Below are 17,051 nucleotides of genomic sequence, written 5' to 3'. Positions count from 1 at the left end.
GCCCGTGAGCCGGGCGCGGCTGACCGACCGGCTTCAGCGGGTGAAGCGGAAGCCGAGCCCGCGCAGTTTGGCTGAGCTGACCTGGGCCTCGGGCAGGCGGATCTCGGCCCGGTAGGTCAGCTCGGGCAGCCCTTCGGCGGCGCAGATCGCGGCGAAGACCGCGGCGTTCGCCGGCGGCGTCACGGCGTCGGGGTAGGCGTTGAACACGCCGGTCAGCCGCTCGGTCACCAGGAAGTCCAGGGCGGCGGCCGCGTCCCGGTAGTCGATGCGGTACAGCAGCGCGCCGGCCGCGAACGGCACGCTGCCGCCCAGCCGCTCGTGCGCGAACCGCACCCGCGCGGGGTAGTCGAGGTCGTCAGGATGGCCGTACACGTCGGGAATGCGCAGCACCGCGCCGCCGGGCGTGGCCAGCACCGCCTGCTCGGCGGCCACGAAGGAGCGCGGGGAGGCGTCCGGGTCGTCGGTTGCGGGGGTCGTCTCGTCGATCAGCGGGCCGGTGCCGCTGCCGTACACAGAGCCTGAGCTGGTGAAGACGACGCGCGGGTGCACCGAGACGGCGGTGCGGGCGGTGGCGACGAGCGTGTCGGCATACTCGGTGACCCGCGACGCGGCGTCGAAGGCTTTGCCGAGGCGGGGGCTCACGGTCAGCGCCACGGCGTCGGCGCCTTCGACGGCCCGCGCCACCGCCGCACGGTCCGCACCGCGCAGGACCGCGACCTCGGTGCAGGCTTTGCGCAGCTCGGGAACGCGGGCGGGGGTGGTGGTGGTGCCGGTGACCTCGTGCCCGGCCTCCGTCCAGCGCCGGGCGAGCTCCAGACCGACGTGCCCGCACCCGATGACCGTGTACCGCACCCACTCGACCTCCGCGTTGGGAAACTCTGTTCCATTCTGGCGAACGTACTGTCCGAGGGCAATGCGCTCAGGAGCCCGGACGTACCACGCGCTGCGGAATCGTCGTCTGTGCGGCCCGGCCGGTCCGCAACATGGCGGGGGTTCGGCGACTCGGCGCGGTCAGGCGGATGGCGAGCACGGCGAGCGGTGGCAGCGGCAGGATCAGGTGGATGGCTCCGGCCAGGCGCTGATCGGCCAGGACGTCGGTGGCCGGGACCGCCGTGGCGTACCAGTCGGCGGCCACCTGCGGGCCGAACAGGAGGGCGGCGCCGACGCCGAGCTGGACCACCGTGACGGCGGCCAGGAGCCAGGCGCGGGCGGGCGCCGGGAGCGGGCGGGGCAGCGGGTCCACACCCGTCACCACCCAGAACACCAGCAGGCCGGCGCCGAGGAAGAGCAGCGCGGTGAGCAGGTGGGGGGCCCAGCCGGACAGGGACCAGGCCAGCCAGTCCGTGCCGTACAGCAGAAGGCCCGGCAGGGTGCTGACGGCCAGCAGGAAGGCCGGATGAGTGACGACGCTCCCCGAGCGGGTGGCGGCGCCGGGGCGGCGGGCGGCGAGGGTCGCGGGGGCGCCCAGGCAGAGCAGGACGGGGACGATGACGGAGAGCACGACGTGCTGCAGAGCGTGTACGGACGGCATGGCGCGGGCGTAACTGGCGACGCCGCCGAGCAGGACGAGCGCGGCCAGCGCCAGACCGGCGTACCAGGCGATCGTGCGGGCCGCCGGCCAGGAGGGCCGCCGGCGCGCCCAGAGCAGGTAGCCGATCGCGGGCGGCGCCAGGAGCAGCAGGATCGTCGTGTCCAGGCGGACCTCGGTGATCAGGCCGCCCAGGCTGAACGGGGCCGGCGGCGACCCTCCGTGGCCGCCGGGCGGCGGCGTGCGGGACAGGCCGACGGCCAGGCCCATCGCGACGGCCATGACGATCACCTCGCCCGCCGCCAGCCGGACGAAGGTGTGGCGCACGCTCCGCCGGGCGACGCCCTGGACCGTACGGCGGCGGTGGTTCCAGCCGCACCAGGCCAGGACGGCGAGGGCGACGGTCTTGGCCACCAGGAGCAGGCCGTACGAGGTCTCCCAGAGGTCGGCGGGCGTGTTCAGCCGCACCCACGCGCCCACGACGCCCGACAGCGTCACCGCCGCGAAGCACCACAGCGCGACCGCGCTGAACCTCGGCAGCACCACCGCCAGGTGCTGGGAGCGGCGGAAGTGAACGAGCACGGCGGCCAGCCCGCCGACCCAGACGGACACGGCCAGCAGGTGCGACATCAGGGCGGAGATCGCCACGTCGTGCTCGCCGGCGGAGGCGGCGTGGCCCACGTACGCGGGCGGCAGGAGCGCGAACGCGGCCAGTGCCAGCCGGATCCAGCCCGGCACGCGGGGCAGGAGCGTGAGCGGCACCAGCGCCGTGGCGATGATCAGTACCGCCAGCAGCGCCTGCGTCTGCGGAACCGACGTGCCGAAGCCCACCAGGTCGGGCACGGCCAGCAGGTGCGTGAGCGGCATCGGGATCATGCTGGACACGGTCAGCAGGTAGCTCATCGCGGCGCAGGCCGCCAGGCCCAGCGCCCACCAGCCGGCCGCGCGGGTGCAGGCCGCCGACTCGGGCGAGGCGGCGGGCGCGAGGAGCGCGGCCAGCAGCGTTCCCACGCAGGCGACCCCGCACACGTCGAGGCAGAACCGCGACAGCGGCAGGCCCCAGTCGGTGAGCGGGCCCGCGCTGGGCAGGCCGGGGATCTGCGTCTCCACGATGCCGCCGCCGAACCTCAGGGCCGCCAGCAGGGCCAGCACGCCCGCGGCGAGGGCGGCCACGGCATAGGTTCGTGCTCTTGTGGCGTGCCGGGGATCGAAGGGTTTCGCCGGCGCCGTCCCGCTTCGCATGTACGGGGATACGCCGGTGTTGTCGCGATGGTTCATTTTCGCCGGAATTGGTGGGCTGAAGGGCGAACCTCATCGCTCGAAGTTGCGTACCTCGTGGCATCGAACGAGATCGGAAGGAGACGTGGACATGTCGGAAGGAGCCCCGTGGGCGTGAACGCACGGAACCTGAACGCACGGAACCTGATCGCCGGCCCGGCCGGACAACCCACCGGCCCGCCGCCGCAGCCGGCCCGCCCGCTCACGCCGGGCCCGCGCCCGATCCCCCGGGCCCCGCGCCCTGCCGCTCCGCGTCCGGTCGCCCCGCGTCCGGTCGCCCCTGTGCCGCCTCCGGGCACGCCGCCGCCGATGGCCGCGGTGTTGTCGCCGGTCGCGCCGCTCGGCCGGCCACTGGTGTTCCGGCCTCGGCGTTCTCCGGTGGCCCCCTGGTGATGTGCTGGTGATGTGCTGGTGATGTGCTGGTGACGTGCGCCGCGCGAGGGGGTGTGGGCCGCGGTCCGAGGTGTGCGGGGGTCAGGAAGCGAGGGTGCGGGCCAGGGCGTGCAGCGTCTCCACGGGGGTGCCGGGGGGCGGGGAGACGCGCAGCACGGGTTCGCGCAGGTCCAGGGGTGCCCGGCCGGTCGGTACGACGCTGACCAGCAGGGACGCCGCGGCCGCCCGCGCGGCGGCGTGTTCGGCCGTGTCTCCCGGTGGTGGCCTGAGCGTGACGAGCGCGGACGGCTCGTCCAGTGGCTCGGCCACGCGCCAGCCGCCGGCCCCGTCGAGCAGATCGCGTGCCGTGCTGCCGAGGTCGGCCAGGTGGGCGTGGACCTCGGACGGGCCGAGCTCGTGATGCTCCAGGACGGCCACGCCGAGCCCGGCCCGGGCCGCGACCGCCGCCTCCGCGCTCTCGTACCGGGCCGCGCCGGGCACCGGCACCGGCCCGTCGTCCGGCGGGACGAGTCCGTCATCCACCGGGAACGGCCCGGTGTCCTGCGGGACGGGTCCGGCGTCCTGCGGGACGCATCCGGCATCCAGCGAGACGAATCCGGCGGCGGTGGGAGCGGGGGGCGCAGCCTCGGGCCACCGGTGGCCGCCGAGGGCGGGGGCCGCGGCGTCCATGGCGGAGGTGGGTGCGGGCACGATCAGGAAGCCGACGCCGCGCGGGCCGGCCAGCCACTTGCGCGAGGTGCCCACGTACGCGCTCGCGCCCGTCCCCCGTACCTCCACGTGCCCGAGTGACTGGCAGACGTCCAGCACCAGCGGGACGCCGCCAGCGCGGCACAGCGCTCCGATCTCCGCCGCCGGTTGCACGACCCCGCGGTGGGAGGCGATGTGAGAGACGATCACGAGGTCCAGCCCCGCCGCCAGCCTGGCCCGCAGGCCGTCCAGGTCGAGGCGGGCGTCGCCGTCCACCGGCAGCTCGACGAGCTTCCAGTCGCGGTCGGCGGCCAGGCGGCGCAGGAGCATCAGGGTGCTGCCGTACTCGGTGCGCGCGAGGCCGACGCGGCTGCCCGGGGGCAGGCGCCAGCCGCCGAGCAGGGCCGCCATCGCCGCCGTTCCGCTCTCCAGGAAGGCGACGTCCCCGGGGCCCGCGCCGGCGAGCGCGGCCAGGGCCGATCGTGGCGCGGTGAGATCCGGGACGGCCGCGTAGCCGCCGCGCTCGCGTTCGCGCCGCAGGTGCCCGACGACGGCGTCCAGGACCCGGTCGCTGGGCACGTTGCAGCCGGCCGCGTCGAGATGCCCGGCCGGCATCACGCCGCGCGCCGCCCGCCAGCTCCGGGCGACCCGCGCGGATCGCCTCATCCGGACACCCCCGCCCGGCCCGACGCTCCCGTCACCCGCACCCGACCCGGGACCGTCACGAACACCCGACTCGGGACCGTCGCTCACACCCCGGCCAGCACCGTCGCGCACACCCGGGCCGGGACCGTCGTTCACACCTGGGCCAGGATCAGGGTGAAGTCGCCGTCGGGGTCGGTGTAGTCGCGGCGTACGGCGAACCCCGCGCCCTCCAGCTCCTCCCGCAACCCCTCCGGCCGGAACTTGGCGCTGATCTCGGTACGCATCTCCTCCCCCGCCGCGAAGTCCACCACCAGCCCGAGCCCGCCGACCCGCACCCGCATGTCGCGGGTGGCCCGCAGCCGCATCTCGACCCAGTCGTGGCGCTCGTCGTACACCGCCACGTGCTCGAACGCCTCCGGCTCGAAGTCCGCGTCCAGCTCGCGGTTGATCACCCGCAGCACGTTCCGGTTGAAGGCGGCCGTCACCCCGGCCCCGTCGTCGTAGGCCGCCACCAGCCGCCCGGTGTCCTTGACCAGGTCGGCCCCGAGCAGGAACGTGTCCCCCGGCCGGAGCGTGGCCCGCAGCTCCTTCAGGAACATCCCTCTGGCGACCGGTTCGAGGTTGCCGATGGTGCCGCCGAGGAAGGCCACCATCCGCCGCCCGGTACGCGGCAGCAGGGCCAGGTGCCGCTCGAAGTCGGCGCACACGGCCTGCACGGCGAGCCTGGGGTAGCGTCCGGCGAGCCGCTGCGCCGCCGTCTCCAGGGTGACCGCGTCCACGTCGACCGGCATGTACGTGCGCAACGTGCCCGCCGCGGCGAGCGCGTCCAGCAGCAGCACGGTCTTCTCGCTGGTGCCCGAGCCGAGCTCGACCAGCGTGTCGGCCCAGCCGGCGGCCGCGATGTCGGTGGCCCTGACCCGCAGGATGGCGAGCTCCCGCCGGGTCGGGTAGTACTCGGGCAACCGGGTGATCCGGGAGAACAACTCGCTGCCTGCGGCGTCGTAGAACCACTTGGGCGGCAGCCACTTGGGCGATGACGTCAAGCCGGCCCGGACATCGTTCTCCAGCTCCTGGCGCAGGTAGTCACGGTCGAGATGGTTGATCAGGCGCACGGTCGACTGGCTGACAGGCACGGGGCCTCCTGAGGTGAGATCACAATGGCTGGACGCGCACGTCGCCGGGGGTGACGGTCAGCAGGCTCCGCTCGGGAACGGCCTGCCATCCGGGCAGGTCGTCGAGCGGTTCGCTGGCCACGAGCACGCCGTCGGGATGTCGGTGGTAGAAGAGGGTGTCGCCCCAGACGGTGGCGGCGAGTGACTCGCCGTCGCAGGCGAGCAGGTTCAGGCGGGCGACGGGATCCTTCGCGCCGGCGTGGACGACCACCTCGGCCAGCGCCTCGGGCAGGCCGAGCCCGGCGCGGGCGCGCTGGAACACGGCGGCGGCCACCCAGGCGGCGTCGCACGCGCTCTCGGCCCCGTCGGCGAGAGGCCGGACGGCGTCCCGCTCGACGCGGCCGTTGTGGCTGAGCAGCCGGTGCCCGTCGAGGAACGGCGCGGTGGCGCTCTCCTCGATCGGCATGCCCGCGGTGGCCGAGCGCACGGCCGCCAGCAGGCAGGTCGAGCGGGCGACCGCGGCGAGCGCGGGCAGGTTGGCGTCGGCCCACATGGGCACGGCCCGGCGATACCGTACGGGCTCGGGACGGGCGGGGTCGTACCAGCCCATGCCGTAGCCGTCGGCGTTCATCATCCCCTGCCGCTGGCGGCGGGGCGCGTAGGACTGTTTGAGCAGCCCGTGCTCCGGCTCCTGGATGAGCGAGCTGAGCGAGCGGGCCGCGCCCAGCCAGGCGGCGTGCCTGCACACCTCAGACCAGCTCCGATCGCGCGCAGCGGAACCCGGTGAAGATCTGCCTGCGGATCGGATAGTCCCAGTTCCTGAACGTGGTCCGCACCGCCGCCGGGTCGGCCGCCCACGAGCCGCCGCGCAGGACGCGGTACTCGTGACCGAAGAACACCTCGCTGTACTCCTTGTACGGGAAGCTCCGGAAGCCGGGATAAGGCTGGAACCAGGAGGACGTCCACTCCCACACGTCGCCCACCATCTGCTCGGCCCCGTACGCGCTGGCCCCCGCCGGGTAGGCGCCCAGCGGCGCGGGGTGGGCGGAGAGGTGGCCGAGGTTCGCCCGGCCGGGGCCGGGGTCCTCCTCGCCCCACGGGTAGCGGCGGGCCCGGCCGGCCTGGGGGTCCCAGCCGCAGGCCTTCTCCCATTCGGCCTCGGTGGGCAGCCGCTTGCCGGCCCAGCGGGCGTAGGCGTCGGCCTCGTACCAGCTCACGTGCTGCACCGGCTCGTCCATCGGGACGGGCTCGACGCGGCCGAAGCGGGTGCGCGCCCAGGAGTCGCCGTCCCTGGTCCAGAAGAGGGGGGCCGAGACGCCGCTGCGCTGACGCCACTGCCGGCCCTCGGCGGTCCACCAGCGCGGATCGTCGTAGCCGCCGTCCTCGACGAACGCCGCGTAGGCGCGGTTGCCGACGGGCAGGCGGTCGATCCAGTATCCGGGCACGTCCACCTGATGGGCGGGACGCTCGTTGTCGTAGGCCCACGGGAGGGTGGTGGTGCCCATCTGGAAGGCGCCCGCCGGCACGTGCACCTCTTCGGGGCCCTCGGCGCGGCCCGGCGGCAGGTCGCCCTCGCGGACGAGGCCGGGCTGCCCGGACAGTTGCAGCGTGGCCAGCATCGTCTCGTCGTGCTGGTGCTCGTGCTGGATCACCAGGCCGAACACGAACCCGTCGCGGTGCAGCGGGGACGGGCCGTCCAGGTCGATCGAGTCGAGGACGTCGAGCACCCGCCCGCGCACGCCCTCGATGTAGCGGCGGGCCTCCGCCGGGCTCAGGATGGGCAGGCTGGGGCGGTCCTTACGGGGGGTCTTGAAGGCGTCGTAGATGTCGTCGATCTCGGGACGCAGCGGCGTGATGCCCCCGGCCTCGCGCAGCACCCACAACTCCTCGTAGTTGCCCACGTGGGCCAGGTCCCACACCAGCGGCGACATCAGCGGCGAGTGCTGGCGCAGCAGCAGGTCGTCCTCGGCCTCGGTATAGGCGAGCGACCGGTCGCGCACGGCGATGAGGCCGGCCGCGATGCGTTCCTTCGTGTCGTTCATTGCCGTCCTTCGTCGTCGTCGTCGAGCCAGGCCGGGACGCGCGGTCCCGTCGTCACATCGATCGGTCCGGCCGCCGGGGAGCCGCCCGTCGTCACATCGATCAGTCCGGCCGCCGGGGAGCGGCCCGGCGTCACATGGTGGTCGGCGAACGCGGCCACCTCACCGGCCAGGCCGGGGCTCGCGCCCAGGCGGGGCAGCGCCTCCAGCGTGGCGCGGAAGCACACCTCGGCGGCCCGGCGCAGGCGGGGGTCGGCCAGCCCGCACCGCGCCGCTTCCTGCCACAGGTCGCGGTACGGCTCCACCGCGGCCATGGCGGCGTCGGCGGCCCGGTCGTCGGTGATGAGGGCGCAGGTCACCGCCACGCAGACCGGCCAGTGCGCCGGCTGCTGGGCGTCGAGGTAGCGGATCTCCAGCCAGCCCCTGGGCCGCACCGGGGGGAACAACGTCGTGGCGTGATAGGCCAGATCCTCAACCGTGGGACGACGCCCACCGCCTTCCAGCCCGGCACCGCGTCCCGGGCTGCCGCCCTCCAGCCAGTCGCGGAACGTGGACCCGTCGCGAACCGTCCGGAAGCGTTCCTCGTCCTCGCGCACCAGCATGAGCCGGGCGTCCAGCAGATATTCGGCCCAGTCGGCGGCGGGGTCGCCCGAGGCGGGCACGAGCGCGGTCCTGGTGGCGTCGAGATGGTCCCAGACGGCCTGGCGGCCCGACATCCAGCCGCACGGCCGGCCGCCGCTCAGCGGCGAGTTGGCGAAGGCCGCCGTCAGCACCGGGCCGAACGCGTGCGCCCGCTCCCACCGCTCCGCCGGCCGTTCGCCGAGGTCCAGGTTGACCTGGATGGACGCGGTCGAGCACATCATCAGCGCTCCGTACGGCAGGCCCAAATATGCGGCCATCGCCTCGTAGCGGGGCAGGTGGAGCTGGCGGCGGGCCGGGCGCACCGGATCGAGGCCCACCCCGCCCAGCGCGAGCCCGGCCGCGCGCAGGCCGTCGCGGACGGCGGCCACGTCGGCTGCCGCGCCGGAGAGCGCGTCCGGCAGCGGGCCGGCGGGACCGGACAGTTCGAGCTGGCCGCCCGGCTCGAACGTCACCCGGCTGCCTCCCGGCAGCGCCACGGGCAGCGCCCGCTCGATCCTGGCCACCGGGACCTGCGCGGCCACGGCGGCGCTGTCGAAGACCAGGAACTCCAGCTCCACGCCCACCTGGTCGCCGGCGGAGGGGCGGAAGCACTGGCGCGCGTACTCCTCCACCGCCGAGGTGTCACGCAGCGGCGTGCCCTCGGCGGTCAGGCCGATCATCGTCTGCCTTTCGCGTGGCGCATGGGTCTATAGACCCGCGAGCCGCGCGAGCGTTACAGATTTTCTGTGTAACGGATGGGGCCTGACCGGAACTAGGTCATATGGGGCGGCCGATCGGAGCGGGCGAGTTCGGGTGCGATGAGGTGCTCGAGCTGCTCACGGACTATCTCGAAAAGGCACTTTCCGCCACGGGAAGGCGGGGGGTGGCGAACCATCTGAGCGGGTGCCCGGTGTGCTCGGGCCGGCTGGCGCAGGTGCGGGCGACGATCGCGGTGCTCGGCCGCCTGCGTGAGGGCGTCATCCCCGAGCCGGTCCTCATCGAGCTACGCGAGAGCTTCCGCGACCCGTGACCACTCATGACCGCCATGAGCGCCCCGCCGCGTCACGGCCTCTCCGCCACGACCCCCCTCACGGCCTCCGGCGCTCGCGGAAGGCGGTCATGAGCCGGTCGCGAACGTCGGCGGAGAGCTTCTCGGCGGGCGGATCGGCGAGCACGCCGATGGTGGCGCGGAACTGGTCGAGGTAGCGCCCGCACCCCTCACAGCAGGCCACATGCGCGTGGACGCCCTCACGGGCCGGCTCATCGAGGGCGTCTTCAAGGTAGGCGGTGAGTAGTTCTACCAGTTCGTCGCAGGTGAACCGCTTCACGACGTACCGCCCTTATCCTCCGAGATGAACCGTTTCACTTATTGTGACGGCTGAACGGACCAGAAGCAGCCCGCCGGCTATTCTGGTTGTCTCACCGACTCGAAGTAGCCGGCGAGCCGGCCCCGCACCGCCATGCGGGCACGATGCAGCAGAACCCGCTGGTTGGCCGCGGAGATCCCCAGGATCTCGCACACCTCGTCGGAGGCGCATCCTTCCACGTCACGCAGGGTGATCACGATGCGCTGCCGGGGTGGCAGCCTGCCCAGAGCCTCGGCGATCAGCCCGCGCACCTCCGAGGTCAGCGCCACGACCTCGGGTGTCGGCCACGCCGCGGCCAGCTCCTTCCAGCCGCCCAGCGGCACGAGGCCGTCGGCCGCGGACGGGCCGCCGTCCAGCTCCAAGGCGCTCCACGGGAGCGTGCGGCTCTCGCGCACGCCGCGCTTCTTCGCGGCGTTGATCAGGATGCGGTAGACCCAGGTCTTGATCGAGGAACGGCCCTCGAAGGCGTCGATCCCGCCGATCACCGCCAGCCAGGTGTCCTGGACGACCTCCTCCGCCGAGTGGTCGGTGGACACGTAGGACCTGGCCACCCGCAGCATGCCCCCGGACCAGGAGTCGAGCAGCGCCGCGAACATCGCCTCGTCGCCGGCGCGCAGCGCCGGCAGGACGACGTCGTCCGGCGGCAACCCTCCGCCCGCGAAAGACCCCACGATCGTTTCCCCTCCGGTCGAACGCTGGGACGTCCACCACATCAGGCCGAGCCGAATCCCGGATCCCGGCCCGCGCCCGGGACGGCATCCACAAGGCTAATGTCCGCCACCGACACTCTTACTCCCCAGTAGCTGGGCGAGTTGTGAGGATTGTCGGAAATTGGCACCCAAGGGAGTCGCGCGAGAGGCGTCGCGCCTTAGCTTTTAAAGCAGTCGCTTGACTTACGCCAACTCAGTCGGTTAACTAACCTCTGACACGGTTGTCAGACCGGAGGAGGGGGCCGCGGTGAGCCAGCGCGACGGACGCCGGGTGGTGAGGCCGGCCGCCAAGAGCGCACGGGCCGAGCAGGTGAGCGCGACGCGGGAGCAGCTCCTGACGGCCGCCGAGCGGCTGTTCGCCGAGCACGGCGTGTTCGCCGTCTCCAACCGTCAGGTCAGCGAGGCCGCGGGGCAGGGCAACAACGCCGCGGTCGGCTACCACTTCGGCGCCAAGGCCGACCTCGTCCGCGCGATCGTGCGCAAGCACGCCGCGCTGATCGAGCGGATACGCGCGCGGATGGTGGCCGAGACCGGCGACTCCATGGAGGTGCGCGACTGGGTGGCCTGCCTGGTACGCCCGTTCACCGAGCATTTGGCGGCCCTCGGCAGCCCCACCTGGTACGCCCGGTTCGGCGCCCAGGTGATGACCGACCCCGCGCTCCGCGAGATCATGAAGGACGAGGCGCTCACCTCTCCCTCGCTCCACCGCATCCTCGACGGGCTCAACCGCTGCCTGCCCGCGCTCCCGACCGAGGTGCGGGCCGAGCGCGACGACATGGCCAGCCAGCTCATGGTCCACGTCTGCGCCGGCCGCGAGCGAGCGCTCGCCGAGGGCACCCCCACTCCCCGCGCCACCTGGCACGACGCCGCCACCGGCCTGATCGACGGCATCGCCGGGTTGTGGCTGGCCCCGTTCACCACCGTCCCCGCGGCCGAGGACGGCACGTCCAATCGGAAGGAGACCAGTCCATGACGGTTACGTTCGACCCCGCTGAGGTGCCGGAGTTCCCGATGGCCAGGGCGGCGGGGTGCCCGTTCGACCCGCCGCCGGCGCTGCGGGCCCGGCAGGACGCGGGCCCGCTCACGAAGGTGCGGTTGTGGGACGGCAGCACGCCGTGGCTGGTGACCCGCTACGCCGAGCAGCGGGCCCTGCTGGCCGACCCGAGGGTCAGCTCCGACATCACCCGCCCGGGATACCCGGGCCAGACCGCGGTCCCGGCCGACGGCTCCCCCATCAGCTTCATCCTGATGGACGACCCCGAGCACGCCCGGCTGCGCCGGATGGTGACGGCGCCGTTCACGATCAAGCGGGTGGAGGCCATGCGGCCGGCCGTGCAGAAGATCGTGGACGACCTCATCGACGATCTGCTGGCCGGCCCGAACCCGGTGGACCTGGTCGAGGCGTTCGCCCTGCCGGTGCCCTCCCTGGTGATCTGCGAGCTGCTCGGGGTGCCGTACGCCGACCACGACTTCTTCCAGGCCAACAGCAAGACCATCATCAACCGGGACGCCACGCCCGAGCAGCGCACCGCCGCCTTCGGCGCGCTGGCCGGCTATCTGGACGGCCTGGTGGGCGAGAAGCTCGCCCACCCCGGCGACGACCTGCTGTCCCGGCTGGCCGAGCGGGTCAAGGCCGGTGAGCTGTCCCGGCGGGAGGCGGCGCCGATGGGCGTGCTGCTGCTGATCGCCGGTCACGAGACCACCGCGAACATGATCGCGCTCGGCACGCTCGCCCTGCTGGAGCACCCCGGCCAGCTCGCCCTGCTGCGCCAGGCGGACGATCCGAAACTGGTCGCGGGGGCGGTGGAGGAGCTGCTGCGCTACCTGAACATCACGCACAACGGCCGCCGCCGGGTCGCGCTGGCGGACATCGAGATCGCCGGCGAGGTCATCAGAGCCGGTGATGGGCTGATCATGGCCAACGACGTCGGCAACCGCGACTCCGCCGCCTTCCCCGACCCCGACCGCCTCGACCTGCGGCGCGACGCCCGTCACCACGTGGCCTTCGGGTTCGGGGTGCACCAGTGCCTGGGGCAGCCGCTGGCCCGCATGGAGCTGCAGGTCGTCTACAGCACCCTCTACCGGCGCATTCCCGGTCTGCGGCTGGCGGCGGATCTGTCGGAGATCCCGTTCAAGCACGACGGGTCCGTGTACGGGGTTTACCAGCTCCCCGTCACGTGGTGACCCACCAGCACACCAACGGAGGATTTCATGAAGGTCATTCTCGACCAGGACAAATGCGTTGCTTCCGGGCAGTGCGTGACGGCCGCGATGGACGTGTTCGATCAGCGTGACGAGGACGGCATCGCGGTGCTGCTCGACCCCACCCCGTCCGCGGCGCTGGCCGCCGACGTACGGCAGGCCGCGGCGGTGTGCCCGGCACTGGCCATCCAGCTTGAGGAGTGAGCCCGGCCCCTCGACCAGGCCCGCAGCGAGCGGGGGTCAGCCGTGAGCGGCGTCAGGCGTCAGGCGTCAGGCGTCAGGCGTCGATGCCCTTGCGCAGCAGTGCCCACATCCGCGCGGCGGCGACCCGCCGGGCGGGCGCCGGCCGCTTGGACAGGACGCCGGCCAGCATGCCGACGGCCAGCACCAGGTCCTCGGTGGTGAGGTCGGCCCGGACCCGTCCGGCCTTCCTGGCCTCGGCGAGCACGCCCGCCAGCAAGTGGGCCATCCGCTCGCGCACCGCGTCCATGCGCGGGTCGGCCGGAGACACGCTCACCATGTCGATGAACGCGGTCGAGCCGATGGTCTGCTCGGTCACCAGGGCCAGCACGTCGTCGAGCGTGGCGCCGGGCTCGGCGGCCAGCGCCTCCAGCGCGGCGACGCTGTCTTCGAACACGGCCAGGGCCAGGCTGAGGCGGTCGGGAAAGTGCCGGTAGAGGCTGCCCTGGCCGACGCCGGCCACGCGGGCGACCATGCTGAGCGGCGCGTCGTATCCGGCCGTGGCGAACACCTCGCGGGCCGCCGCGATCAACGCGGCGCGGTTCTCGGCCGCGGCACTGGGTCCTCTGTTCGTCCGGCGCAGGTCAGGCATGGGCGCCACGATACCAACCGGACACACTTGTCCGGATTTGATCCTTGACTCCTCGACAGGATCCGTGTCAAGCGGATACGGTGACAACCGGACAATGTTGTCCGGTCAGACGGACGATCGCCGCCGATCGAAAGGACTTGCCACGTGAGCGACCAGGCACCGCACTACCCCTTCCCCGCCCCCAGCGCCCTTGAGCCCCCGCAGGAGTGGGCCGAGCTGCGTCAGGGCTGCCCCGTGGCGCCGATCCGGCTGGCCAGCGGCGATGAGGCGCTGCTGCTCACCCGGTACGCCGACGTGAAGCAACTGCTGTCCGACCCCCGTTTCACCCATCACCTCGCCGCCGACGACGCGGCCAACATCACCTCCAACGAGTCCGGCGGCGTGTTCGGCAGCGAGGGCACCGCCGTCAAGGGCGACGCCCACCGGGAGTGGCGCAAGCTGATCGGCAAGGCGTTCACCGCCAAGCGCGTCAACGCCCTGCAGCCCGGCATCGAGGCGGAGGCCGAACGCCTGGTCGATGAGATGACCAAGCAGGGCTCGTCCGCCGACCTCACCGGCAGCCTGGGCTTCCCGCTGCCGGTGTGGGTGATCTGTGAGCTGCTGGGGGTGCCGGAGTCCGACCGTGACAAGTTCTCCTACTGGTCCGACACGCTGCTCAGCCTGACGAAGTACACGCAGGCGGAGATCGACGCCGCCCAGGCCGAGTTCGCCGCCTACATGCGCGCGCACGTCGCCGCAAAGCGCGACGAGCCGGGCGACGACCTCATCAGCGAGCTCATCTCGCTCATCGGCGCGCTCGACGGGCGCGTCACCGAAGAGGTCACGCTGATGACCGCCAAGGGGCTGCTGGTCGCCGGCCATGAGACCACCGCCAACATGATCGGCAAGATGGTGGCCATGCTGCTGGCCGACCGCACCCGGTGGGAGCAACTCCTCGCCGACCGGGCCTTGATCCGCCCGGCGGTGGAGGAATGCCTGCGCTACGACGCCAACTTCGGTTTCGGCATCCCCCGCTACATCAGCGAGGAGGTGGACGTCGCCGGCACCACGCTGGCCAAGGGCACCACGGTCGTGTGCAGCCTGTCCGCCGCCAACCGGGACGAGGACGCGTTCGAGGACGCCGGCGACATGGACCTGACCCGCTCCCCCAACCCGCACCTGATCTTCGGCGCCGGGCCGTACGCCTGCCTGGGGCAGTCGCTGGCCCGCACCGAGCTGCAGACCGTGCTCAAGGTGCTGCTCGACCGGCTCCCCACGCTGGAGCTGGCCGTGCCCGCCGACGCCCTCGCCCGCCGCGAGGGGCTCATCGTCGGCGGCCTGGAGCAGGTCCCCGTGCGCTGGTAACACGCGCCCGTAGAAGAAAGGAAGCACGACCACCATGAACATCACCGTTGACGCGGACAAGTGCTGCGGGGCCGGGCAGTGCGTGCTGCTCGCGCCCGACGTGTTCGACCAGGGCGAGGACGACGGGATCGTGATCCTGCTCGACCCCTCCCCCGCCGAGTCCCTGCACGTGACCGTCCGTGAGGCCGCCAGCGTCTGCCCGGCCGCCGCGATCGTCCTGGACGAGCGGTCTTGACCGACGTCCTGATCGTGGGCGCCTCCGCCGGCGGGCTGGCCGTCGCGGAGGCGCTGCGCCGCAAGGGTCACCAGGGCCGGCTGATCCTCCTGGGCGCCGAGGCGCATCCGCCCTATGACCGGCCGCCGCTGTCGAAGCAGGTGCTGTCGGGCCTCTGGGAGAGCGAACGGGCCCACCTGCGGCCCGAGGCCGAGCTGGCCAAGCTGGACGCCGAGTTCGTGCTCGGCGACCCGGCGGTCCGGCTGGACGCCGCCGCGCGCGAGGTGGTGACCGCCTCGGGGCGGACGCTGCGCGGGCAGAGCGTCGTGCTGGCCACCGGGCTGACCCCGGCCCGGCTGCCCGGCCAGGACGGGCTGGCGGGCGTGCACGTGCTGCGCACCATGGACGACGCGCTGGCGCTCCGCGCCCACCTGCTTCAAGGCCCTCGGCTCGTGGTCGTGGGCGAGGGCGTGCTGGGCGGGGAGGTGGTTGCCACCGCGCGCGGCATGGGCCTCGACGTCACCCTCGTCGGCCTGGGCCGCGCCGTCCTGGCCGACCAGCTCGGCGATCCGGTGGCCACGCTGCTCAGCGACCTGCACACGGCGCGCGGCGTGCGCCTGCGGCTGGGCACGGCGGTCCAGGAGCTGGTCGCCGACGGCGGTCGCGTCTCGGGGGTGCGGGTGGCCTCCGGCGAGCTGCTGCCCGCCGACGCCGTCGTGGTCGCCATCGGCTCCCGGCCGGCCACCGGCTGGCTGGCTGGCAGCGGGCTGAGCGTGGGCGACGGCGTCGAGTGCGACGCGCGGCTGCGGGCCGCCGACGGCGTCTACGCCGTCGGCGACATCGCCTCCTGGCAGCACGAGGGGCTCGGCCGCAGGCTGCGCCTGGAGAACCGGACGAACGCCGTGGAGCAGGCCCAGGTCGTGGCCGGCAACATTCTGGGCGAGGACCGTGCCTACACGCCGATCCCGTACTTCTGGACCGACCAGTACGACGTCAAGATCCAGGCCCATGGCTTCCCGTCCCCGTACGCAGAGGCGGAGATCGTGGAGGGCGACCCCGGGCAGAACCGGTTCGTGGCCCGCTACCACCTGGGCGGCAAGGTGACCGGGGTGCTCGGCTGGAACATGGCCAAGGCCGCCCGCCTGCACCGCCAAGCCCTCCTCTGAGGCGTCAGCGCGTCCGGACTCGCCATCGAGGCCGGCCCGTCCCACCGACCTCACGCCACCGTGGCCGGAGGAGGTCGAGCACCCGGCCGAGTCCCTCAACGGGCTGGCCGAGGAGACAAGGACCTGGCGCTGAAGGCGAGTAGTCCACCCAGGAGACATCGCCGATGGGTCGCTTCGGTGCCACCCGGCGCTGATCGCTACCACGTCCTGGACCTCGACGAGCTTGCTGATGCCCTCCACCAGGGCAAGATCACAGCCGCTCAGTGCGCCACGGTCCTCAACAGAACACAACGCTTCATCGACCGACACCTGCGTGCGAACGAGAAAGGTTCCGTTGATCCTCCGCACCGGTTCCCGCCCGCCGCCATCGCAGTCTTGAGTCGCTTCCTTCCTTCTTCGAACCATCACCAGGGGCCGGCGTGCCGCCGGCCGTGGCCGGGTGAACGTCGCCGTCCCTGCGATCCGTGGCGGCCGCATCCGCGCGGCGGCCGGCGAAGACCCGGCCGAGCTGAAGGAGGCTCAGGCCGAACATCAGCACGCCCAGAGGGACGTGCAGGGTCTTGGCCCCCGCGATGCCCAGCGCTATCTGTGCCAGCGTGAGCGCCAGGAACCCGGTCGCGTACCAGATGGGCCTGGGCGAGCCACCGCCTGGCCGCCACGTCAGGATCGCCGTGGCCAGGTGCACCAGCGCCACGGTGAACACCCCGTACGCCGCCACGCTGTGCCAGGTCCGCCCGCCGGGCGAGGACAACAACAGCCCGGCGGTGACCGGCGCGGCGAAGAGGGCCACGGTCTGCAGGATGATCGCGATACGCAAGAACACGGGTGACTCCTTGACGACTGCGAGACGGCGACGATCGGCGTGCCGTATGGGGTCTCAGTAGTCCGACGACGCAACCGCTGGAAATGTGAG

The 17,051-nt window shown here is 72.9% G+C and carries 19 protein-coding genes; 8 read left to right on the top strand and 11 right to left on the bottom strand.

From position 1 onward, the window contains the following. Positions 1–33 precede the first annotated feature (33 nt). Both ACWD0F_RS36595 and ACWD0F_RS36590 read right to left on the bottom strand, forming a co-directional pair. Entirely contained in the window at positions 34–852 is an 819-nt protein-coding gene (locus tag ACWD0F_RS36595; protein ID WP_449884333.1) for an NAD-dependent epimerase/dehydratase family protein, read from the bottom strand. 67 nt (positions 853–919) lie between these two features. Further along, on the bottom strand, positions 920–2,701 hold the full coding sequence (locus ACWD0F_RS36590) for a cytochrome c oxidase assembly protein (protein ID WP_449884330.1): 1,782 nt from the start codon (positions 2,699–2,701) through the stop codon (positions 920–922). Between the two features lie 219 nt (positions 2,702–2,920). Here ACWD0F_RS36590 and ACWD0F_RS36585 point away from each other — a divergent pair, with 219 nt between their 5' ends. Beyond that, positions 2,921–3,199 carry a hypothetical protein gene (locus ACWD0F_RS36585; RefSeq protein WP_449884327.1) on the top strand — a complete coding sequence of 93 codons (279 nt, stop codon included), beginning with the start codon at positions 2,921–2,923 and terminating at the stop codon, positions 3,197–3,199. 81 nt (positions 3,200–3,280) lie between these two features. Here the strand turns inward: ACWD0F_RS36585 and egtE are convergent, their stop codons facing one another. From egtE to egtA, 5 genes are all read right to left on the bottom strand, one after another. Beyond that, positions 3,281–4,552: an ergothioneine biosynthesis PLP-dependent enzyme EgtE gene (egtE, locus tag ACWD0F_RS36580; protein ID WP_449884324.1), complete on the bottom strand. Its 1,272-nt coding sequence runs from the start codon at positions 4,550–4,552 to the stop codon at positions 3,281–3,283. Positions 4,553–4,683: 131 nt separating this feature from the next. Further along, positions 4,684–5,664: an L-histidine N(alpha)-methyltransferase gene (gene egtD, locus ACWD0F_RS36575; RefSeq protein ID WP_449884321.1), complete on the bottom strand. Its 981-nt coding sequence runs from the start codon at positions 5,662–5,664 to the stop codon at positions 4,684–4,686. A gap of 19 nt (positions 5,665–5,683) precedes the next feature. Further along, positions 5,684–6,391, bottom strand: coding sequence for an ergothioneine biosynthesis protein EgtC (egtC, locus tag ACWD0F_RS36570; RefSeq protein WP_449884318.1), 708 nt, complete (start codon positions 6,389–6,391; stop codon positions 5,684–5,686). Position 6,392: 1 nt separating this feature from the next. After that, complete coding sequence (egtB, locus tag ACWD0F_RS36565; RefSeq protein ID WP_449884315.1) at positions 6,393–7,685, bottom strand: ergothioneine biosynthesis protein EgtB; 1,293 nt, start codon at positions 7,683–7,685, stop codon at positions 6,393–6,395. Beyond that, on the bottom strand, positions 7,682–8,983 hold the full coding sequence (gene egtA, locus ACWD0F_RS36560; RefSeq protein ID WP_449884312.1) for an ergothioneine biosynthesis glutamate--cysteine ligase EgtA: 1,302 nt from the start codon (positions 8,981–8,983) through the stop codon (positions 7,682–7,684). The genes egtB and egtA overlap by 4 nt, the downstream gene beginning before the upstream one ends. 143 nt (positions 8,984–9,126) lie before the next feature. On the opposite strand from egtA, the gene ACWD0F_RS36555 reads away from it, so the two are divergent. Further along, on the top strand, positions 9,127–9,333 hold the full coding sequence (locus ACWD0F_RS36555; protein ID WP_449884309.1) for an anti-sigma factor family protein: 207 nt from the start codon (positions 9,127–9,129) through the stop codon (positions 9,331–9,333). A gap of 58 nt (positions 9,334–9,391) precedes the next feature. Here the strand turns inward: ACWD0F_RS36555 and ACWD0F_RS36550 are convergent, their stop codons facing one another. Together ACWD0F_RS36550 and ACWD0F_RS36545 are read right to left on the bottom strand one after the other, a co-directional pair. Continuing rightward, positions 9,392–9,631: an anti-sigma factor family protein gene (locus ACWD0F_RS36550; protein WP_449884306.1), complete on the bottom strand. Its 240-nt coding sequence runs from the start codon at positions 9,629–9,631 to the stop codon at positions 9,392–9,394. A 77-nt stretch (positions 9,632–9,708) separates the two neighbouring features. Then, complete coding sequence (locus ACWD0F_RS36545) at positions 9,709–10,341, bottom strand: RNA polymerase sigma factor (protein WP_449884303.1); 633 nt, start codon at positions 10,339–10,341, stop codon at positions 9,709–9,711. Positions 10,342–10,627: 286 nt separating this feature from the next. On the opposite strand from ACWD0F_RS36545, the gene ACWD0F_RS36540 reads away from it, so the two are divergent. The 3 genes from ACWD0F_RS36540 to ACWD0F_RS36530 are packed head-to-tail and all read left to right on the top strand — an operon-like array spanning position 10,628 to position 12,786. After that, positions 10,628–11,353, top strand: coding sequence for a TetR/AcrR family transcriptional regulator (locus ACWD0F_RS36540; RefSeq protein ID WP_449884300.1), 726 nt, complete (start codon positions 10,628–10,630; stop codon positions 11,351–11,353). Then, positions 11,350–12,564, top strand: a complete 1,215-nt coding sequence (locus ACWD0F_RS36535; protein WP_449884297.1) for a cytochrome P450 — start codon at positions 11,350–11,352, stop codon at positions 12,562–12,564. Before ACWD0F_RS36540 ends, ACWD0F_RS36535 begins: the two co-directional genes overlap by 4 nt. Before the next feature lie 27 nt (positions 12,565–12,591). Then, the gene (locus ACWD0F_RS36530; protein ID WP_449884294.1) at positions 12,592–12,786 is read left to right on the top strand and encodes a ferredoxin; all 195 of its coding nucleotides are present in this window, start codon (positions 12,592–12,594) and stop codon (positions 12,784–12,786) included. 73 nt (positions 12,787–12,859) lie between these two features. On the opposite strand, the gene ACWD0F_RS36525 is transcribed toward ACWD0F_RS36530, so the two are convergent. Next, on the bottom strand, positions 12,860–13,414 hold the full coding sequence (locus ACWD0F_RS36525; RefSeq protein WP_449884291.1) for a TetR/AcrR family transcriptional regulator: 555 nt from the start codon (positions 13,412–13,414) through the stop codon (positions 12,860–12,862). Positions 13,415–13,558: 144 nt separating this feature from the next. Between ACWD0F_RS36525 and ACWD0F_RS36520 the strand changes: the two genes are divergently transcribed. From ACWD0F_RS36520 to ACWD0F_RS36510, 3 genes are read left to right on the top strand one after another with little or no spacing between them, the layout of a single operon-like run. Continuing rightward, on the top strand, positions 13,559–14,758 hold the full coding sequence (locus ACWD0F_RS36520; RefSeq protein ID WP_449884288.1) for a cytochrome P450: 1,200 nt from the start codon (positions 13,559–13,561) through the stop codon (positions 14,756–14,758). 34 nt (positions 14,759–14,792) lie between these two features. Then, positions 14,793–14,993, top strand: a complete 201-nt coding sequence (locus ACWD0F_RS36515; RefSeq protein ID WP_449884285.1) for a ferredoxin — start codon at positions 14,793–14,795, stop codon at positions 14,991–14,993. Then, the gene (locus ACWD0F_RS36510; RefSeq protein ID WP_449884282.1) at positions 14,990–16,138 is read left to right on the top strand and encodes an NAD(P)/FAD-dependent oxidoreductase; all 1,149 of its coding nucleotides are present in this window, start codon (positions 14,990–14,992) and stop codon (positions 16,136–16,138) included. Before ACWD0F_RS36515 ends, ACWD0F_RS36510 begins: the two co-directional genes overlap by 4 nt. A gap of 295 nt (positions 16,139–16,433) precedes the next feature. Here the strand turns inward: ACWD0F_RS36510 and ACWD0F_RS36505 are convergent, their stop codons facing one another. Then, entirely contained in the window at positions 16,434–16,961 is a 528-nt protein-coding gene (locus ACWD0F_RS36505) for a hypothetical protein (protein ID WP_449884279.1), read from the bottom strand. Positions 16,962–17,051: the final 90 nt, after the last annotated feature.

The sequence above is a fragment of the Nonomuraea sp. NPDC002799 genome, from assembly GCF_053592075.1.
This window is presented reverse-complemented; position numbering and strand designations above follow the sequence as displayed.

Coding starts and splice junctions, on each gene's coding strand:
- egtE (WP_449884324.1), bottom strand. CDS start 4,552: ATGAGGCGATCCGCGCGGGTCGCCCGGAGCTGGCGGGCGGCGCGCGGC.
- egtA (WP_449884312.1), bottom strand. CDS start 8,983: ATGATCGGCCTGACCGCCGAGGGCACGCCGCTGCGTGACACCTCGGCG.
- ACWD0F_RS36530 (WP_449884294.1), top strand. CDS start 12,592: ATGAAGGTCATTCTCGACCAGGACAAATGCGTTGCTTCCGGGCAGTGC.
- egtB (WP_449884315.1), bottom strand. CDS start 7,685: ATGAACGACACGAAGGAACGCATCGCGGCCGGCCTCATCGCCGTGCGC.
- ACWD0F_RS36535 (WP_449884297.1), top strand. CDS start 11,350: ATGACGGTTACGTTCGACCCCGCTGAGGTGCCGGAGTTCCCGATGGCC.
- ACWD0F_RS36525 (WP_449884291.1), bottom strand. CDS start 13,414: ATGCCTGACCTGCGCCGGACGAACAGAGGACCCAGTGCCGCGGCCGAG.
- ACWD0F_RS36515 (WP_449884285.1), top strand. CDS start 14,793: ATGAACATCACCGTTGACGCGGACAAGTGCTGCGGGGCCGGGCAGTGC.